Genomic DNA, 22,083 nt, shown 5'->3' with positions numbered 1-22,083 from the left:
CTCTCCAATTTATAGCTATGTAGATGTAATATCATGTCCGCTTAATCAAGCTGAATAAAAAATGTTCTTTCGTAGTCAGGACTTTATACCAAGAAAGAAAAACGAACCGCAAAGGACGCAAAGGACACAAAGAAAGAAAGAAAGAAAGAAAGAAAGAAAGAAGTTAAAAGGGTTTGGTGCAGCCTCACAAAGAAATGTTATTAGTCCTGGTTTTGGGGACTTCAGTCCCCACTACAAACTGCTTATGATGGTTGATTTGGCGGACATCGAATTAATTGTAAATAACTTTGAAATGCAGAGGGGCGTAAAGGTTTAGTTTGCGCCCCTGGAGCGTTTAAACTTCGATCGCTGTCTCTTTCTCTTCACCTTTTGGCTGTAAACTCAGCCGATCTAAAATCTCTAAAACCTCTTGTTCAAAAGCAACTTGGGCGCGATTGGTTTTGCCACCCACATACAAGCGATCGCCTTTTTGCAATGCCCAGATTTGCGAGTGGGAAAAGTAACTCATCACTACACCCAGCATTAGCAAACCAAACCCTGTGTAAACAATTGGTATCCCTGGATCGGCTTTAATTTGTAAGCCAGTGCTACCAACTACATCCAGAATTTTCAGCTTCACGCCATTAACTTTGGTGAACATCCCCGCGCGGACTGTATCAACAAGTTTACCGGTGACATCATAAACTAATACCATCCCTTGTAAGTCTTTGGTTAGCAGGGAGACACCCTCACTCAAATCGGGTTTAGTCGGCACCCAGGTTCCCCAAATGCGCCCATTACCGTTGCTGTTCAATTGCGCCATCGGTAGCTGAAAAATAGGGCTGTTGTTAAATTGGACGCGAACTGCTGCGATTCCCCAATCAGTTTGATACAAAGTTACACCATGATAGCGCAGAGGCTCGTTGACAAAAATCTTCTTGTGGTCAACTTCCTTTCCCTGATTATTCAAGACAGACAAATCTGAATAAAATTGATCAATGCCGCCAGATGGTGTGTAGTCAATCCAAAAACGATTGACGCGCACAGACCAATCTTTCGGGACTTGGGCTGCTGCTAAAGGACCAGCATCGACAATATTTGTGATCTGAAATGTATCACCACTGGCAACCATTTCTTGAGCCAGAAACCCAGTCATTGCCCCCCAAATTCCCCCTAGCAGAATAGCGACGATGCCAATATGAACGATAATTGGGCCGATGCGTCCGACTATTCCTTTGCGGGCGTAGAGGAGATTTTCTTTTTCTGGATCTTGAAAGATTTTATAGCGGTGTTTCTGTAATATCTGGTTTAAAGAATCTAGGGAACCAGTATCTAATTCTGCACTTAAAGCTAACTTTTGAAATTGCCGTGGTTCTTCGTAATATTTCCAACGCTGGGCAGTTTTTAAGGCTGGTAACTGTCGGGTAAATGAACAAGCAGTTAAGCTGGTGCCAAATAAGACGAGTAAGGACAAAAACCACCAGGTACGATATACGTGGTCTAATCCAACTACTTGAATTACCTTCCAAGTTAAGAAACCAAATAAAGCTGGATGTTCTGGGTAGTTAGCCTGGTAAAATGCAGGTGTTCGACCTTGCTCAATGACAGTACCGGTGGAGCTAAAGATGGCAATCAATAGCAGTAGTGCGATCGCTAGTCGTAAGTTGGTCAGTACAGGCAAAAGGTCTTGCCGTAAGAGTTGCCCAGGTATAGCCCACCATTTTAATTCTTTTGACACTGAATCTTCTAAGGTCATTATGTGTAAAATCTAATAGAGGTATTGATATTAAAAACTGCCTAGGGGAATCCGAGAAATTAAGGAAAATACACCGAATCCTACTAACAGCGCCCCACTAACTGGGTTAATCCAACCAGACCAGCGACGCAATTCTAGTAATTTTTTAATTGAAGCTGTAAAAGTACCCGCCAAAATTAACGGTGCTACATAACCTGCTGTATAAGAAAGTAGCAAAACAGCGCCTAAAATTAAGTCTTGTGTATTGGCAATCCAAACTAGTAAACTAGCTAAAACAGGGGTGCTACAAGGAGATGCGACTAAGCCGAAAGTCAGCCCCAGCAAATAAGAACGCAATCCGGCTGGTAAATCTGGCGAAATCCAATTAGTTTCACCCAAGGATGGAAATTGTAAAGGTAGTGCTTCTAATAAGTTCAGCCCCATGAGAATGGCGATAATGCTGACGATAATCGGCAAACCAATTCCCACTTGACCGTAGACTTTTCCGAGAAAAGCTGCTACAATACCTAACGCTGCCAATGTAGTTGCTAATCCGAGTGCAAACCAAGTTGATTGGGCTGCTGCTTGTAAGCGACTTTTCGCTTCATAACCACCGATATAACCAATGGTAATTGGTAGCATAGAAAGCATACACGGTGTGAGACTGGTGAGCAAGCCAGCCGCAAAGATGATACCAATACTCACCACGCTTAGGTGTGTGAGTTGGTTAGAAACAAGGCTGTTGGCAAATTGTTCTAATTGGTAAATTTGGGTTTGCAGGTTATCAAGCATGGGGAGTTTCTGAGCGGGAAATGCTTACTCTGCTTGAATGGTAGCTTATTTTTAGATGTAGAGTCACCATAACTCACGATCGCAACCCGATCTCATCTAAACTTCATCTGTCTAAGGAAATGTATTTAAAATACAATTAAGCTCGAATTATCCCTGAAGAACCACGGCTGGAGTATTTGGCATGATGATTGCATTACCCGGATTTAAAATTGTCACTTTGTTAAAAGCAGGGGTAAAAGCAGTCATATACCGTGGAATTAAGGTTAAAGATCAGTGTCCGGTAATTATCAAAGGGCTACGTCCAGAACAGTGTACACCCAATAATATTGAACAACTCAAACATGAGTATGCGATCGCCCAAAGCTTAAATATCGCCGCAGCAGTCAAAGTCTACGCCTTGGAAATGCACCAGGGAATCCCTTATTTAATTATGGAGGATTTTCAGGCGCGATCGCTCGACCAATTTCTAGACCAATTTCAACAGCCTATTCCCTTTCTGAAAATTGCCATTGAAATTACCAGCAAACTCGCCCAAATCCACACTCATCACATTGTCCACAAGGATATTAAGCCGCAAAATATCTTAGTTAACCTCGAAACTAATCAGGTCAAAATTGCCGATTTTGGAATTGCTGCTTTCATTCCCTACCAACAGCAAATAGTTAGCAGTTCCAGTCGCATTGAAGGCAGTTTACCTTATATGTCACCTGAGCAAACCGGGCGGATGAATCGAGGAATTGACCATCGCAGCGATTTGTATTCTCTGGGAGTCACCTTTTATGAAATGCTCACAGGTCAGCTACCATTCCAAGGTAAAGACCCTTTAGAGTGGGTGCATTGTCATATTGCTAAATCTCCGCCATCCCCGAAAAAACTGAAGTCTGATATTCCCCAAATGCTCTGTGACATCATGATGAAATTGCTGTCTAAGGTTGCAGAACAGAGATATCAGAGCGCTTTAGGTTTGCAATTTGATTTGGAAAGATGCTTAAAGCAATTAGAAACAAACGAACAAATCCAATCCTTTATTTTGGGTGAGCAAGATATCTCAGAACGCTTTAAAATTCCTCAAAAATTGTATGGACGAGAATCAGAAATTGTCCAGCTTTTACAAGCATTTGAACGAGTTCTTAGTCAAGGTAAAGCAGAACTCGTGTTAGTTTCTGGCTATGCTGGAGTTGGTAAATCTTCTCTGGTAAAGGAGATTCACAAGCCCATTGTCAGAGAACGCGGCGTTTTTATTTCTGGTAAGTTTGATCAGTACAAACGAGATATTCCTTATTCCACGATTGTTCAAGCTTTTCAAACACTCGCGCGACAAATTTTAACGCAACCTGAAAATAAACTTGCTACCTGGAAAAAGGAAATACAAGCAGCATTAGGGAACAATGGTAGATTAATCACTGATGTAATTCCAGAAGTTGAACTCATTATTGGAGAACAATCTTATATACCAGAGTTGGGGCCTGCTGAATCTCAAAACCGATTTAATTTGGTGTTTCAAAACTTTATCAGCGTCTTTGCTCAAAAAGAGCATCCACTCACTGTTTTTTTAGATGATATGCAGTGGGCAGACACCGCTACTTTGAATTTAATTCAAACTATTATTACTGGCTCTAGTATTCAATATCTCTGCTTCATTTTGGCGTATAGGGATAACGAAATAGATGTTGTACATCCCTTCAATTTGATGATGGATAAAGTTCGACAGCATGGTGCAAGAACGACTGAAATTCCCCTGACTCCGTTGAATATTGTCTATGTAAATCAATTAATTGCTGATACCTTGCATAGTTCAGCAGAACAAGTAGAACCCCTCGCCCAATTAATTCTCAAAAAAACTGACGGTAATCCTTTCTTTGTCAATGAATTTCTCAAAACACTGCATCAAGAAAACCTGCTGAATTTTAATCGCCAAGATGGTGTTTGGCAATGGAATCTAGATGAGATTGAAGCCCAAGGTATTACAGATAATATTGTTAGTTTGATGATTGGGCGGATGCAAAAATTGCCAAAAGCAACTCAAGAGGTGCTTAAATTAGCCTCTTGTATTGGTAATCGCTTTGATTTAGAAGTTTTAGCGATTGCGCGGGGCGCACACGATGTGAACGTTGGCGAACAATCTATTGAAGAAACGGCAAATGCACTTGTGGAAGCAATTTTAAGAGGATTAATTATTTCCATTGAGTCAGATGAAACTGTTGATAAAAACTATCGCTTCTACCATGACCGAGTTCAACAAGCTGCATACTCCTTAATTGCCGATGAATCAAAGTCGGCTGTTCACCTAAAGATTGGGCAAATTTTGCTGAAAAATGCTAGTCCTGAACAAGTGAACGAGCAAATTTTTGATCTAGTCAATCAACTCAATCTCGCAGTGGATCTGATTGTTGAACAAACAGAAAAAGATGAATTAGTCCGATTGAATTTAATTGCTGGGAAAAAAGCAAAAGCTTCCACAGCTTACACTCCTGCGAAAAAATTTTTTAGTGTGGCGATGAATCTTTTGGCTGAAGATGCCTGGATTGAACAATATGAACAAACATTTACTTTGTTTAGAGAATTGGCTGAGTGTGAATTTTTAACCGGAAATTTAGAACAAGCGGAAGAATTATTTCAACTATTACTGCTCAAAGCCAAATTTCATTTGGATGAATCTAATATTTATATGCTGCAAATTAGACTCTATCAAGTTGCAGGGAGGTATGAACAGGCGCTGACATTGGGATTAGAAGCTTTAAAACTTTTTTGGGTAATATTTCCTGATTCAAATGAGGAAGTGCAAAGTGCCATCGCAATTGAAAAAAGCCAGGTATTAATAAATTTAGGTGATAGACAAGTCTCTGATTTAATTAATGCTCCGGTAATCGAAGATCCAAATATTAAGACACTAATTAGTCTGTTGACAACATTGGGGCCACCTACTTATCTCGGTAGACCTGATCTCTTTCCCTTAGTTGTACTTAAAGCCGTTAACTACTCACTCAAGTTTGGGAATACGGAAGATTCCTGTTTTGCTTACAGTATGTATGCCATGTTGTTAGTCTCTATCTTCCATGATATTCCTACAGGCTACGCATTTTCTGAGATGACAATTAAATTAAATGAAAAGTTACATGACTTGAAACTTAGAGGAGTTGTGCTGCACATTCATGGAAGTCATATCAACGTTTGGTGTAACCATATTGCCACCGACATTCCCTTTTTAGAGCGCGGATTTATTGGCTGTGTAGAAGCAGGTGATGTGACGATGGCAAACTACAACGGCTATCAAAGTTCCTGGCAAATTATCCAGTTAGGCTCTTCACTTACGGAAACAGCCAAATCTCTCGAAAAATATACCGTGTTTGCCCGCCAATCTAAACATGAAGCTGTCTATCAGACAATTAGATTACAACAAATGTTACTGATGAATCTGCGGGGACTGACTCACCAAAATCTGACTCTAAGTGATGATGATTTTGATGAATTACAGGCCTTTTCTGTGATTAAAGATGCAGGTTTTCTCAGTGGAATTATTTTTTATCATATTATCAAATTAATTATATTTTTCACATATCAACAGTATCCAGAGGCGCTTACTTGTGCATTAGAATTATCCAATTTTCCAGTGACGACACTGGCATTACCAATTGAAACAGATTATATTTTATATTACTCACTGACTCTCACGGCTCTTTATCCAACAGTATCTGATCAAGAGCAAGAACAGTTTTTATTAACCCTAGAATTGCATCAGCAGCAATTGCAATACTGGGCTAACCACTGCCCGGCAAACTTCTTGCACAAATCTCAATTAGTCGCTGCGGAAATAGCTCGGATTCAAGGTAGAGATTTGTCAGCAATGCGCCTGTATGAGCAATCAATTGCTTCAGCGCGTGAGCAGGGATTTGTGCAATATGAAGCTTTGGCTAATGAGCTAAGTGCTAAGTTTTACTTGGAGCGAGAGTTTGAATTAATTGCCGAAACCTATTTGCAAGCAGCTAAAAATAGCTATGTGCGTTGGGAAGCATTTGCTAAAATTAAGCACCTCGAAGAATCTTATCCTGTGCTATTGCCACGACAACAGCTTGTCTCTAATGGAACGTTTATCACCACAGGTGAACATTTAGACTTTTTATCAGTAGTTAAAGCCTCTCAAACCATAAGTAGTGAAATTGTTCTTTCGCGGTTGTTGAAAACATTAATGCAGATTGTGATCGAGCAAGCAGGAGCAGAAATCGGTTATTTGTTGCTTGAACACGAGCAAAATCTGGTAATCGAAGTAGAAGCTAAGGTTAATCTCCAAGCAGAAAAGCTCAATGTTTATCGACCTGTATTAGATGGTGAAATTTCCCAGTTGATTCCACAATCAATGCTGAATTATGTTCAGCGAACTCAAGAAGCTGTGATTTTGGCGAATGCCACTGAGCATAATCATCTGTTTTCAAAAGATGAGTATGTAATTCAAAAACAACCTAAATCTGTACTTTGTTTGCCGATCGCTCGTCAGTCGAAATTACTTGGTATATTATATTTAGAAAACAATCTCATCTCCAGTGCTTTTACGCAGGAGAAACTTTCGGTACTGGAAATATTGACAGTTCAAATTGCTATTTCTCTAGAAAATGCTCGTCTTTATCAAGGTTTAGAAGACAGCCAAGCACAACTCAACCTAGCGTTGAAATCTGGTAAAATCGGTGTTTGGAGTTGGGATATTGCCAGCGATCGCTTTAACTGGGATGAGCAGATTTATCAACTATTTGGGGTAACGCCTGAAACCTTTACTACCACTTCCGAAACAATTTTAGCTCGGCTGCATCCAGATGATCGAGGATTGCTGGCTAAATCCTTGAGCCGAGCGATTAACGAAGGTGTGGAGCATAATTTAGAATATCGAATTATTCACGATGACGGCAGTATCCGCTACGTAGCCTGTCGCGGAAAAGCCTTTTTCAACGAAGCTGGGAAAGCCACACACATGAGTGGTGTTGTGCTTGATATCACAGAGCGCAAACAATCTGAAGCCGAACGTATCCAACTGATTCAAGAGCAAACTGCCCGACTCGAAGCCGAAGCCGATCAGCAACGAGCAGCATTTTTGGCTCAAGTCAGTGCAACCTTCGCCTCTTCCCTCGATTACGAAAGCACACTAGCAAGTGTGGCCAACCTGGTTGTGCCTTATTTCGCCGATTGGTGCAGCGTTGATCTGCTGCAAGAGAACCAATCAATTAATCGGGTAGCAGTTGCTCACCGCAATCCAGAGAAAGTGAAACTCGGTTGGGAAGTTCATCAGCGTTATCCGAGAAAGTTGGATGAACCTCAAGGTGTGCCGAAAGTGTTGCGTACAGGAGTTGGTGAAATGGTAACTGAAATTCCAGATGCAGCTCTGGTAGAAGCTATCCCAGACGCAGAACATCTCAGGATTATACGTCAGCTTGGTTTAAAGTCTTGTATAATCTTACCCCTGGTGGCACGTGAAAGAATTTTTGGTGCCATTTCCTTTTTGACTGCGGAATCAGAACGTCGTTATAGTACGGCTGACTTGTCACTAGCGGAGGATATTACCCATCGAGCAGCGATCGCCATTGATAATGCCCGCCTTTACCAAGAAGCGCAGCAAGCACAAAAAACGGCAGAAAGAGCATTGGAGCGCATTGCTCGTCTTCAATCGATTACGGCGGCTCTTTCAGAATCGCTGACACCAGCCCAAGTATCTGAAGTCATTGTAGAGCAGAGCATGGCTGCCTTGGGAGGCAGTTCTGCCCTCGTCGCCTTGTTAAATGAAGGTAAAACTGAACTAGAAATTGTCCGAGCAGTTGGCTATAACGAAGATTTGGTGAATAATTGGCGTAATTTTGCCATCGATTCCCCCTTTCCCCTAGCAGAAGCTGTGCGGACTGGGAAACCTATTTGGGCTGAAACAACAAAAAATCGGGTAGATCGTTACCCACATTTAGCAGAAGTGTACGCCCAATATGATTTTAATGCCTGGATTTCTATTCCCTTGATGGTAGAAGGTTCGGCAGTTGGTGGTATCAGCTTGGGATTTGCCCAGCCTCAACAACTTAGTGGCGAAGATCAAGCATTTATCTTGGCTGTTGCTCAACAATGCGCCCAAGCCATCACTCGCGCCCATCTCTACGAAGCCGAACGAACAGCACGAAGCGCTGCTGAAAGTGCAAACCGCGTCAAAGATGAATTTTTAGCTGTGCTGTCCCATGAATTGAGAACACCACTTAACCCGATTCTGGGTTGGGCAAAACTAATGCGGAGCCGTAAGCTGGATCAAGCTACAAGCGATCGCGCCTTAGAAACCATTGAGCGCAATGCCAAGTTACAAACCCAATTAATTGAAGATTTGCTGGATGTTTCCCGCATTCTTCAGGGTAAACTTAATCTCAACTTTGTCCGCATTAATTTGGTATCAGTCATTGAAGCTGCGATCGAGACAGTGCGTTTAGCGGCGGAGGCTAAGTCTATCCAAATTCAGACAATTTTTGAATCTGGTGTATGGCCAATTTTAGGCGATGCCAATCGATTGCAACAAGTTTTTTGGAATATCCTTTCTAATGCGATTAAGTTTACTCCTAGCGAGGGACAGATAAAAATTAAATTACAGCAAGTTGGCTCCCAGGTACAAATCTGCATCACTGACACAGGGAAGGGGATCGCGCCTGAGTTTTTACCTTATGTGTTTGATTATTTCCGTCAAGCAGATGGGGCTACAACTCGCAGATTTGGCGGTTTAGGTTTAGGTTTAGCGATCGTTCGCCATCTTGTAGAACTTCACGGGGGAACTGTGCAAGCAGAAAGTCTGGGGGAAGCGCAAGGAGCAACTTTCACTGTCAGATTTTCATCTTTACAGAATGAAAGCAAAGGAATCAAGGATACAAAAGATCACTCCTCACTTGTGGCGGCTCAATCCTCGCCCTTGTCTGGCTTAGAGATTCTCGTGGTGGACGATGATGCAGATATGCGAGAGTTTTTGTCCTTCATGCTGAATCAGTATGGTGCAACTGTTACCACCGTCGCCTCAGCCATTGCAGCTTTAACTGCACTGAGTCAATCCCAGCCAAATCTGATTATCAGCGATATTGGGATGCCAGAAATGGATGGTTATATGCTGATGCGACAGGTGAGGAGTCTGGAATCAGAGCGAGGCGGGAAAATTCTGGCGATCGCTTTAACTGCTTATGCTGGTGAGATGGATTATCAGCAAGCGATCGCTGTGGGATTTCAACTGCATATTTCCAAGCCTGTAGATCCAGAGGAATTGGTGAAAGCGATCGTGTCATTGGTTCCTAATTTGCCATGATGGTGAAATATAGCAGGTTACAATTAAGGAGGTAATTTGACCCAAGAAAAACAGCCAAACGACGGTATAAGACGCTCTCAGGGTAAATTTGATCCCTTCCAAGAAACTAGGCAATGGTCAGCAGCAGCATCCGAGGAACGCTGTAAAAGAATAGCCAGAAACATAGGTAAACGATTAGTCGAAATAATCGATACAGAAGACGAACCTCTACCAATAATTTGTATTTTTGAGGACTACCCAGATGACTGAGACAGCAACCCAAATACCGTTAACCGCCTTACTTCCTATGCTGACTGCGATCAGCGAACGGGACTACCCACGTTTTAAAGAGCTTGAGATTGATTTTGCTTCTACTCACGGAATAGAGGTGTGGGAGGATGTTTTTAATTTTCGCCTCAAGCCAGCACTGGACAAAGACTCTGACCGTTGGCTGTTAATTCAAAAATGCAGTAAAGGTTTTACGATAGTATCAACGATATAGCCAAACACGCAACAGTGAAAGCAATTGCTCAGTATCTACGGGTTTGGTGATGTAGTCTGATGCGCCGGCTTCAATACACTTTTCGCGATCGCCTTGCATCGCTTTAGCGGTCAGTGCAATAATCGGCAAAGATTTAAATTGATCCTTTTGGCGGATGACGCGTGTTGTTTCGTAACCATCCATTTCTGGCATCATGACATCCATCAAAACCACATCAATATCTGGTGTATTTTCTAACAGAGTGATTCCCTCTCTGCCGTTTTCAGCATATAAAACTTGGATTTGATAACGCTCCAGCATACTGGTCAGGGCGAAGATATTCCGCATATCGTCGTCTACAATTAGGGCTTTTTTGCCTGTGAGTAAGTAGTCTTGTGAATGCAGTTGTTCGAGTATTTGCCGTTTTGGGGCTGGTAAATTTGCCTGGACTCGGTGTAAAAATAATGCCGTTTCATCGAGAAGACGTTCGGGCGATCGCACATCTTTAATAATGATTGTCTCGGCAATTCGTCTGAGTTCCGTTTCTTGAGCTTTGCTAATTTCTCTACCTGTGTAAACAATAATTGGCAAAGTTTTGCCGTGAGGTAGAAGCTTGATCTGTTCAATCAGTTCAAAGCCGGTCATGTCGGGTAGCCCTAAATCGAGGACAAGGCAATCAAAATGCTGGGTGCGAATGGCCTCTAGGGCTGCTGCACCAGTGTCTACAGCAATGATCGAAACATCGCTGTTGCCAATCAACTCAACAATACTACGCCGTTGAGTCTCGTCGTCTTCGACTACCAATAAATTTTTCACCTGGCGCTCAACAAAACCTTTAATTTTGGTCAACGCCTCGGATATTGTCTCGCTAGTTAAAGGTTTTTGCAGATATGCGATCGCACCTAGTTGTAAACCGCGTTGTCTCCCTTCTTCAACAGTCATGATATGTACGGGAATATGACGAGTATTTGGGTCATGTTTTAGACGATCCAATACTGTCCAACCATCCATTTCTGGCAACCGAATATCTAGTAAAATGGCTGAAGGTAGGAATTGCTGCGCTAGCATCAAACCTGTACTACCGGTTTGGGCAGCGATTACCTTGAATCCCTGTTGTTGCGCCATATCGAGAAGGATACGTGCAAAATTTACATCATCTTCGACAATTAGTAAAACGCGATCGCCTGTTTCAATCGTAGTGCGATCGTCATTAATCATTGTAGAGACGCGATTAATCGCGTCTGTATTAGACCCGATTAATCGCGTTTCTGAGTAAGGAGTGCTGAGTTGTGTTGATGTTGACTCAGGACTGAATTGTGGTAAGTAGAATGTAAAGGTGCTACCTTGACCGGGTTGACTGATGAGTTTAATTTCGCCGCCAAATAGACGGGCGATTTCGCGGCTAATTGATAAGCCCAATCCAGTACCACCGTATCTGCGACTGGTAGAGCCGTCGGCTTGCTGAAATGCTTCAAAAATCACTTTCTGTTTTTCGGGGGCAATGCCAATGCCTGTATCGCTGACTGAGAAGGCAATGACGATTTGAGCGCGATTTAAGTTTTGATTGTCAGAACTCCAGTCTTGCTTGGCTACCGCAATCTGTAAATGCACCTCTCCTTTCTCTGTAAATTTAAAAGCGTTGGAGAGGAGATTTTTCAACACCTGTTGTAAGCGTTTGACATCTGTATAGATGGTGTTTGGCAATTCGGGAGTAAATTCAATCGCAAAGACAAGTCCTTTACTCTGAGCGATTTGTCGGAAGGTGCGTTCAACCTGTTCGCCCAAATCTACCAATGGCATTTGGGTCATGTCAATAGACATCGTTCCAGATTCAATTTTAGCGAGATCCAGAATGTCATTGATTAAGGTCAACAAATCATTACCTGCTGAATAAATTGTCTGGCTGTATTCGACTTGCTTGCTGGTAAGGTTGCGATCAATATTATCTGTCAACAATTTCGCCAAAATTAACAAGCTATTTAGCGGTGTCCGCAGTTCATGGGACATATTGGCAAGAAATTCTGATTTGTATTTTGAGGAAAGGGCGAGTTGTTCAGCTTTATCTTCCAAAGATACTCTTGCTTGTTCAATTTCCCGATTTTTGCGCTCCACTTCTTTCTTTTGCATCGCCAACAACTCTGCCTTTTCTTCTAATTCGGCGTTGGTTTGTTGCAGTTCCTCTTGCTGTCCTTTGAGTAAATCTTCGGAAGTTTTGAGTGATTGGGCTTGTTGTTCTAAACGCTTGTTGGTTTCCCGGAGTTCGCTTTGCTGGGTTTGGAGTTCTTCAGCCAAAGATTGCGACTGCTTGAGTAATTCTTCAGTTCGCATGGATGCGGCGATCGTGTTGAGGACGATCGCGATACTTTCGGTAAGCTGGTCGAAGAATGTCAGATGAATTTCGCTAAAGCGGCGGAAGGATGCTAATTCAATCACTGCTGTCACCTGTCCTTCAAAGAGTACAGGTAAGACTACGGCATTCAGGGGCGTGGCTTCTCCTAAACCAGAGGTAATTCTGATATAATCGTTCGGTACTTCCGTCAGCAGAATTCGCTCTTTTTCTAAGGCGCATTGTCCCACCAAGCCTTCACCCAATTGGAAGCGGTTAGCTAGATGTCTGCGTTCGCGGTAAGCGTAGCTACTAATTAATTTCAAATAGGGCGTATTTTCAACAGAATAATCCATCAGGAAGAATACACCGTGTTGCGCTCCTACCAAGGGTGCTAATTCTGAGAGAATTAGTTTAGATACGGTTTCTAAGTCTCGCTGCCCTTGGAGCATTCGGGTAAATTTGGCTAAGTTAGTTTTTAACCAATCTTGTTCGGTATTTTTCTGCGTTGTCTCCCGCAGATTGGCAATCATCTGGTTGATATTATCTTTGAGGATGGCAACTTCCCCTTGTGCTTCGACGGCGATTGAGCGAGTTAAATCACCTTTAGTAACAGCTGTAGCAACTTCTGCGATCGCTCGCAACTGAGTTGTCAATGTAGCAGCCAGTTCATTCACATTATCTGTCAAATCTTTCCAAGTTCCAGCCGCCCCAGGGACTCTCGCTTGTCCGCCCAATTTCCCTTCAATTCCCACTTCCCGCGCCACTGTGGTTACTTGATTGGCAAATGTTGCGAGGGTATCAATCATCTCGTTGATTGTCTCTGCCAAGGTTTCAATTTCTCCCTTAGCATCTAACATGAGTTTCCGCTTCAAGTCACCGTTTGCAACTGCGGTGACAACTCTGGCGATACCCCGTACTTGTGCCGTTAAGTTCCCCGCCATTGAGTTAACATTATCAGTTAAATCTTTCCAAGTCCCGGCAACACCTTGGACTTGGGCTTGTCCGCCCAACTTCCCTTCAGTTCCCACTTCCCGCGCCACCCGCGTTACTTCACTGGCAAAGGAACTGAGTTGATCTACCATTGTATTGGTGGTGTTCTTCAAGTCCAAAATTTCGCCTCTGGCGTCAACGGTAATTTTCTTCGATAAGTCGCCATTAGCTACCGCCTTGGTAACTTCGGCGATGTTGCGAACTTGTCCGGTGAGGTTCCCCGCCATCGAATTTACGTTATCCGTCAAATCTTTCCAAGTTCCTGCAACGCCTCTGACGTAGGCTTGTACGCCCAATTTACCTTCCGTTCCCACCTCACGGGCAACCCTGGTAACTTCTGATGCAAAGGAATTTAGCTGATCCACCATTGTATTAATGGTGTTTTTAAGCTCTTGAATTTCGCCTTTCACATCAACGGTAATTTTTTTAGATAAGTCGCCGTTTGCTACCGCCGTGGTAACTTCGGCAATATTCCGCACTTGCGCCGTCAAACTTCCCGCCATGAAGTTTACGCTGTCGGTTAAATCTTTCCAAGTGCCGGCTACACCTTTAACTTCGGCTTGTACGCCCAGTTTACCTTCTGTTCCCACCTCACGGGCAACTCGCGTTACTTCACTGGCAAAAGAATTGAGTTGATCTACCATTGTGTTGACGGTATTTTTCAACTCTAAAATTTCACCTTTGACATCAACAGAGATTTTTTTAGATAAGTCGCCATTTGCGACGGCGGTGGTGACGGCGGCAATATTTCGCACCTGTGCCGTTAAGCTTCCCGCCATGAAGTTTACGCTGTCGGTTAAATCTTTCCAAGTTCCAGCCACGCCGCGCACATCTGCTTGGACACCCAGTTTACCTTCACTTCCCACCTCCCGCGCCACCCGTGTAACTTCACTGGCAAAGGAGTTGAGTTGATCTACCATGATATTGATGGTATTCTTAAGTTCGAGAATTTCGCCTTTGACAGCAACAGTGATTTTTTTGGATAAATCACCATTAGCGATCGCAGTTGTTACTTCGGCAATGTTCCGCACCTGTGCCGTCAAGCTTCCCGCCATGAAATTCACGCTGTCGGTTAAATCTTTCCAAGTGCCGGCAACGTCTTTCACTTCCGCTTGTACACCCAATTTACCTTCAGTTCCCACCTCACGGGCAACTCGCGTCACTTCACTGGCAAAGGAACTGAGTTGATCTACCATTGTGTTGATCGTATTTTTCAACTCCAGAATTTCACCTTTGACATCGACGGTAATTTTCTTTGATAAGTCGCCAGTTGCAACGGCGGTAGTCACTTCGGCAATGTTTCGCACCTGTGCCGTCAAGCTTCCCGCCATAAAGTTTACGCTATCAGTTAAATCTTTCCAAGTACCAGCCACGCCGCGTACTTCTGCTTGCACGCCTAGTTTACCTTCGCTTCCCACTTCGCGGGCAACTCGTGTTACTTCACTGGCAAAAGAATTGAGTTGATCTACCATTGTGTTGATCGTATTTTTCAACTCCAGAATTTCACCTTTGACATCGACGGTGATTTTCTTGGATAAGTCGCCAGTTGCGACGGCGGTAGTGACTTCGGCAATATTCCGCACCTGTGCCGTTAAGCTTCCCGCCATGAAGTTCACGCTGTCAGTTAAATCTTTCCAAGTGCCAGCCACACCGCGTACATCGGCTTGCACACCCAGTTTACCTTCACTTCCCACCTCACGCGCCACCCGCGTCACTTCACTTGCAAAGGAACTGAGTTGATCTACCATGATATTAATGGTATTCTTGAGTTCGAGAATTTCACCTCTGACATCGACGGTGATTTTTTTAGATAGATCACCATTAGCGATCGCCGTCGCAACTTCGGCAATATTTCGCACCTGTCCGGTAAGATTACCCGCCATTAAGTTAACGTTGTCAGTTAAATCTTTCCAAGTTCCCGCGATTCCCTGCACTTGCGCTTGTACGCCCAACTTACCTTCAGTTCCCACTTCCCGCGCCACCCGCGTTACTTCTGATGCAAAGGAATTGAGTTGATCCACCATTGTATTGATCGTGTTTTTCAACTCTAAAATTTCGCCTTTCACATCCACAGTGATTTTTTTGGATAAGTCGCCATTTGCCACCGCCGTTGTCACTTCGGCAATATTCCGCACCTGTGCCGTCAAGCTTCCCGCCATGAAATTCACACTATCAGTTAAATCTTTCCACGTACCCGCGACGCCGCGCACTTCTGCTTGACCGCCTAATTTACCTTCTGCACCCACTTCCCGCGCCACCCGTGTTACTTCCGATGCAAAGGAATTAAGTTGATCCACCATGATGTTGACGGTATTTTTCAACTCTAAAATTTCGCCTTTGACATCAACAGTGATTTTCTTGGAAAGGTCGCCATTCGCTACTGCCGTTGTCACTTCCGCAATATTACGCACTTGGGCGGTTAAATTTCCTGCCATCAAATTAACGTTATCTGTAAGATCCTTCCAAGTACCTGCAACGCCTTTAACTTCTGCTTGTACGCCCAACTTCCCTTCAGTTCCCACCTCACGGGCAACTCGTGTCACTTCACTTGCAAAAGAATTAAGTTGATCCACCATTGTATTAACAGTGTTTTTCAACTCCAAAATTTCGCCTTTCACATCCACAGTGATTTTTTTCGATAAATCACCATTAGCGATCGCAGTGGCAACTTCGGCAATGTTGCGAACTTGTCCGGTGAGATTACCCGCCATCAAGTTAACGTTATCAGTCAAATCTTTCCAAGTGCCAGCCACACCTTGCACTTCGGCTTGAACGCCCAACTTCCCTTCAGTTCCCACTTCCCGCGCTACCCGCGTTACTTCACTCGCAAAAGAACCGAGCCGATCTACCATCGTGTTGACGATATTAGCAGTTTGGAGAAACTCACCTTGGAGAGGTCTGCCGTCAATTTGTGTAGCGATCGTTTGGGATAAGTCACCATTGGCGACTGACCGAATTACCCGCGTAGTTTCAGCTGTTGGTTGAACTAAATCTGTAATCAGAGTATTGACAGAAGTAACACAATCTGACCAAGAACCCCGAACATCTCCGAGAGAGGCGCGATCGGCAATTTTGCCTTCCTTGCCGACAACATTACCAATTCGCTGTAGTTCGGCCGCCATCCGCTCATTTTGATCAATAATATCATTGAGCGTGTCAGCTATTTTCCCAGCCACGCCAGTATGGTCTATGGGCATCCGAGCCGAGAAGTCACCCTGTTTAACAGCATTCAGCGTTCTTAGTAGCTGATTTAAATCTAGATTGTCGCTGTCTCTAGTCAACTGTTCGGTTGCCATAGCTTAATCTCTAAAAAATTTTCTGGGTTTTCGTGTTTAAAAAGGTTTTCTCAAATCAGAAAGTTGATTTTAACTCTGATCAGTGCTTTTAACTTTATAGCAACAAATCTTTGTCCCTAAGAGGTTGTTTGAAAAGTAGTTGGCTGTATCTTTGCACTCATTGATCCCCCCTAACCCACGCCAGTCTGGCTCCCCTTAAAAAGGCTACGGTGTACACACAAGTCTTAGAACCTAGCCCCACAACGTTTTGATCCCCCCTAACCCCCCTTAAAAAAGGGGGGAACCGGAGTCAAAGTCCCCCAATTTATCGGGGGACTTAGGGGGATGTAAACGTTTTTTTACCGAGAAGAGGACTTTTCAAACATCCTCTAAGTTGACTTACTGATAATATTTTTTCGTAAGTGTCAAACTAAAGGTAGAAATATTTCTTGAAGGGGCGTACACATCTGTATGCCCACGGATTTTCAGATTAATGTAGAGGAAAATAACTTATGTCTGATTTAATTAACAAACAAATCATCCTCAAAAGTCGTCCAGTCGGCGAACCAAAAGATAGCGATTTTGCTGTAGTAGAAACACCAACTCCCGAACCTGGTGAAGGTGAAATTCTTAGTCGCACCATTTATCTATCTCTCGACCCTTACGTGCGTGGTCGCATTAGTGGAGGACAGTCTTATGCTGCATCATTAGAGTTGGGTTCAGTTATTGTCGGTGGTACAGTCAGCCAAGTAATTAAATCAAATCATCCTCAATTTCAAGTAGGAGATTTCGTTCTTAGCAGTAACGGTTGGCAAACTTATGCTGTATCTAAGGGTGAAACGCTGCGTAAACTTGATCCCACTCAAGCACCTTTATCCTATAATCTAGGTGTACTGGGTATGCCTGGTCTGACTGCTTATGCTGCTCTGCTTGATATTGGTCAACCGAAAGAAGGTGAAACTGTTGTGGTTTCAGCCGCTTCTGGTGCTGTCGGTGCAGTAGCAGGTCAAATTGCCAAAATTAAAGGTGCGCGAGTAGTAGGAATTGTTGGGAGTGACGATAAGCGGGATTATATAGTTAAGGAATTAGGTTTTGATGTTGGCATTAACCGCAAAACCCAAGAACTTGATTCAGCGCTCAAAAAAGCTGCTCCTAATGGCATTGATGTTTATTATGACAATACAGCAGGTGTGATTTTAGAAGCCGTGTTGCAGCAGATCAACCTGGGAGCCAGAATTCCACTAGTAGGTTTGATTTCGGAGTATAACGCCACATCTACTCCACCAGGGCCTAATTTAAGACCACTGCTAGTCAAACGGGCTTTGATTAAAGGTTTTCTAGTTGGTGATTATCAACATCGGTTTGATGATTTTTCCCATGATGTTTCTGGATGGTTAAAGTCTGGTCAACTGAAGTATAAAGAAGATGTAGTTGATGGTTTAGAGAATGCTCCTGGTGCATTCATCGGTTTACTTCGAGGTGATAATTTTGGCAAGCTGATTGTTAAGGTTAATGACGATCCAACAGCAACTTAATCGGTTAGTAAGTTGGGCAGGGAGCATCTCAATCAGTGCAAATATACCTAGCGATTAGAAATCGCGGATCTGAGGCTCTCGTTTGTAAATCAAATGGGCGACATTTTGGCATACCACTTGATAAAAGGGAGCAAATTGTTGGAAGTCAGCGTCAGGAGTAGATAATTCAACTAAAGTTTTAGGTATAACTAGATGCACAATGATTTTAGAAGTAAGCTGCCCCTACTGTTGATATTCGGTTTATTTAGTAGCTTTTTGCCTGCATCTGGTTCAGTTTTATGTCCAGCCTTTGCCTCTGACGAATACTATAAAGTAGCCAGAAATTATGGGAGAGATGGACGCACAGGAACCGATGGGCGATTGGGTAGAGAAGGCCGCAGTGGTGAAAACCAAAATATTTTTGTCAATGGTTCATCTGTGAATCTTGACTTGTCCGGTAAAAATGGTGAAGACGGAGAAGACGGAGAACATGGTTATCAACCTGACTGTCACGATCAACGCGATGCCTACGACGTCAGCCACGACATAAATGCCCCAAATGGTGGTAATGGCGGTAACGGTGGCAAAGGAGGAGATGGGGGAAATGGTGGTTCCCTCACTGTCTATTACAGCAATTTGGCAGACTTGCGAAACATTTCCGTTCGGGCAACTGGTGGGGAAGGCGGGCGGGGCGGTAGAGGTGGCAACGGTACCCAGGGTTGTAACTGTCACAGACGGAGTTGGGAAGTGAAAACCTGTAAGGGAACTCCTGGTAGCCCTGATTATCAGTGTACTGACAAGGTTTATAGATGTAGAGACGGTAGCGATGGGCGAGATGGCAGTGATGGCAGCGATGGTAGCCAAGGGCGCTTAGGAACTTTGAGTATTGTCAATAGCAAGAAAGCTTTGGCAGCTGATAGTCCAACTGTGCAGCTAGCGATTTCTGAACTGACAAACAAACAGTTTCACCTCTCGAAGAACAAGTGGAACCTTCGCAAAGGTGCAGCTTCTCTACTTGCGCCTGGTGCTGCGATCGCAGATGATTACCTTGAGTTTGAACAGCGTCTAGAAGAGGCTTTTCAAATAGTTTGGCAAGAAAGACAACCCATCACCAACTTTGGCAATCAAGCTGTAACACTGAATTTAACTGACAGCAAACAAGTAGAAATTACTTTTTCTGAGGAATTATGGGTTGAGGGTAGCACCAAAAGTGAAGCTAACTTAACAACATTTACAGTTAACCATGCCATTTCTAAGAAAGATGTCACCCGGTTAGCTGTGGCAGAATTTGCCGATGCAGGACAAAACCTCAACTTAAAAATAGTCGATTTGGCAGCAAAGTCTGATGCCATTAATACTCAGTTTCGCGTAAAATTCCGCACACAGGATAGCTTGCAAGGTTTTTCTGGCTATAAAACTGAATATGAAGGTGATATTCCCAACGAACTTGTGACTCGTGACTACAACCGTTTTACTCTAGCTTTGGGCAAGCTAAAAATTCCTGACGAAGCTTTACGCCCTGGTGTCAACGTTGATATTGAAATAGTAGCAACTCGTTCTTTGGGAATACGTTCTGCCAAGCAAACTATTAGCTGGCAGGGTGCAATCCGCAAGCCTAGATAAAGTTTAAGAAGACTTTTTCCCATCTGAAACCATTTGCGAGAGAATATAGGCTGCAAAATCTAGTAACTGATCCAGCAAAAAGCCAATAATACCGATGTAGATGATCACCTGGATTATGTAATCAGCATTGCCAGCTTTATAAGCATCCCAGAGGGTAAAGCCAAGTCCTTTTGGACCGATTAACATTTCTGTGGCAATAACTATAAACCAGGCCACCCAAATGCTAACTTTCAAGGCATGAAATATATGAAATATAGCTACTCTAAAGTTATTATTCTGTCTATGGAAATGTCGCATACCTATTGCCATATTAATAATCATCGTCCAGAGAGTTCCCAGAAAAACTACTACAATAGCAGCCGATTCGCTCTCTGGAAATGCTATTAGGGCAATAGGTAACAAAGCTATAGGAGGGATACTATGTGGTATCTGAAATATCAGCCTAAATAGCTGATAAATCATGCTATTCATACCTATTAAGTATCCGATGAAGCTACCCAAAATCACGGCTGGAATGTAACCCACAAATAACCGTTGCAGGCTGGCCAAAATGTCTAAAAACATATTATTTTCTCTGCCTCAGTTCTCATGAAAAATACTTGTAAATACTGCGGCAATAACACGAAATGGCGAATAATAAAGTGTCTTTGATTACACTTTGTCTTTGATTAATACAAGATGTTTATATTTTCATCCTCCTTGATGAATAATCAACAAAGTTAGGTATTATTACGATGTGATGTGATAGTAGTTGTACAAAGAAGAGGTAAAACTTGGCTTTCCTAAACTTTATCAGAAAAGCAAATCCTGATTAGTAAATTAAATACAATTTCCCGAATTTACTTGCTTAATGATTGTATAGATACCTTAGTATGATTTCTTATAGATGAGTGCAGCTACTCCCGATGACCAAACCCGCAGATGTCAGCACCAAACGCTTGATTAGCCTTGCACCCGACAACTGGGTGAAATGGGTAACTCAAATTCCCGATGTCACAGTTGGGGAAATTCTCAACTCGGAATTTCAATGGATAAGTAGAGAAAGTGATGTTTTAATCCGCGCTGAAAGTCCCCAAGACGGAGAATTTTTAATTGTCAACGAATTACAATTACGCTATAATTCCAAAATGCCCCGCCGAATGCGTGCGTATGCTTCTTTAGCAGAAGAAAAGTATAATTTACCAACATACCCCGTACTCATCAATATCCTGAAAACAAGTGACACGCAAATTCCAACAACTTACACATCAAATGTTGCAGGAATCAGGGCACATCAAGATTATCGCGTCATTAATTTGTGGGAGGTTGATGTAAATATTGTATTTGAACAATCTTTACCATCATTGCTTCCCTTTGTCCCAATTCTCAAAGGTGGTGAAAATGAGTCAACCATCCGACAAGCATTGCAAATTTTGCGTAGAGATGAACAATTAAACCAACTCGAAACAGTTTTAGCTTTTTTTGCTACTTTTGTACTAGAGAGTGCCTTAGTTAAAGAAATTATGAGGTGGGATATGGCTGTGTTGCGCGAATCACCTTGGTATCAAGAAATTTTACGCGAAGGCGAAGCCCTTGGACAAGCCCTTGGAGAAGCCCGTGGAGAAGCCCGTGGAGAAGCCCGTGGCGAAGCCCGTGGCGAAGCCCGTGGAGAAGCTCGTGGAATTAAGACGGGTCTTGAGACATCATTAGAGATAAAATTTGGCAATCCTGGCTTGGAATTAATGCCAATTATCTCTGAAATTACAGATTTACAGCGATTGAAAGCAATTCAACAAGCTATCAAAACTGTAAACTCAGTTGAGGAATTGAGGCAGCTTTTGTAGTACAATTATCAAGTTGGCAAGGCAGCTTGTTGCTGTCTCATCCTCAAGCCAACTTCATCAAAATAGCTATTTCCAATCCAAAATTAGTCTTGAAAAGTTGTGCGGGTTTCCTGACTTGTACTCCTCTGGGGATCTTGCTACTTGCAGCGTCTGGGGGAGAAGCAAGTGGCGTTTGAGGAACGAAACCCAACAAAGCAATTTTTCTTAACCCAACCGGATTGCAATATAATACGGTAAGTCAATAAGCTTATCGGTGTTTTACCGTA

Annotated in this window: 11 protein-coding genes; 7 read left to right on the top strand and 4 right to left on the bottom strand. The window is 43.0% G+C overall.

What is annotated here, in order from left to right; genetic code table 11:
* Positions 1–61: 61 nt before the first annotated feature.
* Positions 62–316 (top strand): hypothetical protein, encoded by a 255-nt coding sequence (locus tag V7K50_RS18090; RefSeq protein WP_334962357.1) that lies wholly within the window; start codon positions 62–64, stop codon positions 314–316.
* 18 nt (positions 317–334) lie between these two features.
* Here V7K50_RS18090 and V7K50_RS18085 read toward each other — a convergent pair whose 3' ends face one another.
* Positions 335–1,735, bottom strand: coding sequence for a cytochrome c biogenesis protein (locus V7K50_RS18085; RefSeq protein ID WP_334962355.1), 1,401 nt, complete (start codon positions 1,733–1,735; stop codon positions 335–337).
* A gap of 30 nt (positions 1,736–1,765) precedes the next feature.
* On the bottom strand, positions 1,766–2,506 hold the full coding sequence (locus V7K50_RS18080) for a cytochrome c biogenesis protein CcdA (protein WP_334962353.1): 741 nt from the start codon (positions 2,504–2,506) through the stop codon (positions 1,766–1,768).
* Between the two features lie 181 nt (positions 2,507–2,687).
* Between V7K50_RS18080 and V7K50_RS18075 the strand changes: the two genes are divergently transcribed.
* From V7K50_RS18075 to V7K50_RS18065, 3 genes are read left to right on the top strand one after another with little or no spacing between them, the layout of a single operon-like run.
* Positions 2,688–9,803, top strand: a complete 7,116-nt coding sequence (locus tag V7K50_RS18075) for an AAA family ATPase (RefSeq protein WP_334962352.1) — start codon at positions 2,688–2,690, stop codon at positions 9,801–9,803.
* A 36-nt stretch (positions 9,804–9,839) separates the two neighbouring features.
* Positions 9,840–10,052, top strand: coding sequence for a hypothetical protein (locus tag V7K50_RS18070; RefSeq protein ID WP_334962350.1), 213 nt, complete (start codon positions 9,840–9,842; stop codon positions 10,050–10,052).
* Positions 10,045–10,284, top strand: coding sequence for a hypothetical protein (locus V7K50_RS18065; protein WP_334962348.1), 240 nt, complete (start codon positions 10,045–10,047; stop codon positions 10,282–10,284). Before V7K50_RS18070 ends, V7K50_RS18065 begins: the two co-directional genes overlap by 8 nt.
* On the opposite strand, the gene V7K50_RS18060 is transcribed toward V7K50_RS18065, so the two are convergent.
* A complete protein-coding gene (locus V7K50_RS18060) occupies positions 10,273–16,878 on the bottom strand; it encodes a HAMP domain-containing protein (protein ID WP_334962347.1) in 6,606 nt (2,201 codons plus the stop codon). The two genes, V7K50_RS18065 and V7K50_RS18060, sit on opposite strands and share 12 nt — an antisense overlap.
* 491 nt (positions 16,879–17,369) lie before the next feature.
* On the opposite strand from V7K50_RS18060, the gene V7K50_RS18055 reads away from it, so the two are divergent.
* Complete coding sequence (locus V7K50_RS18055; protein WP_334962345.1) at positions 17,370–18,392, top strand: NADP-dependent oxidoreductase; 1,023 nt, start codon at positions 17,370–17,372, stop codon at positions 18,390–18,392.
* A gap of 192 nt (positions 18,393–18,584) precedes the next feature.
* Complete coding sequence (locus V7K50_RS18050) at positions 18,585–19,994, top strand: collagen-like protein (RefSeq protein ID WP_334962343.1); 1,410 nt, start codon at positions 18,585–18,587, stop codon at positions 19,992–19,994.
* Positions 19,995–19,997: 3 nt separating this feature from the next.
* Here V7K50_RS18050 and V7K50_RS18045 read toward each other — a convergent pair whose 3' ends face one another.
* The gene (locus tag V7K50_RS18045; protein ID WP_334962341.1) at positions 19,998–20,558 is read right to left on the bottom strand and encodes an ABC transporter permease; all 561 of its coding nucleotides are present in this window, start codon (positions 20,556–20,558) and stop codon (positions 19,998–20,000) included.
* Between the two features lie 341 nt (positions 20,559–20,899).
* Between V7K50_RS18045 and V7K50_RS18040 the strand changes: the two genes are divergently transcribed.
* Positions 20,900–21,817, top strand: a complete 918-nt coding sequence (locus V7K50_RS18040) for an Rpn family recombination-promoting nuclease/putative transposase (RefSeq protein ID WP_334962339.1) — start codon at positions 20,900–20,902, stop codon at positions 21,815–21,817.
* Positions 21,818–22,083: the final 266 nt, after the last annotated feature.

Source organism: Nostoc sp. (assembly GCF_036917135.1).
Taxonomy (GTDB): domain Bacteria; phylum Cyanobacteriota; class Cyanobacteriia; order Cyanobacteriales; family Nostocaceae; genus Nostoc.
Note: the sequence above shows the minus strand (reverse complement) of the source record. Positions and strands in the feature narration are given on the sequence as shown.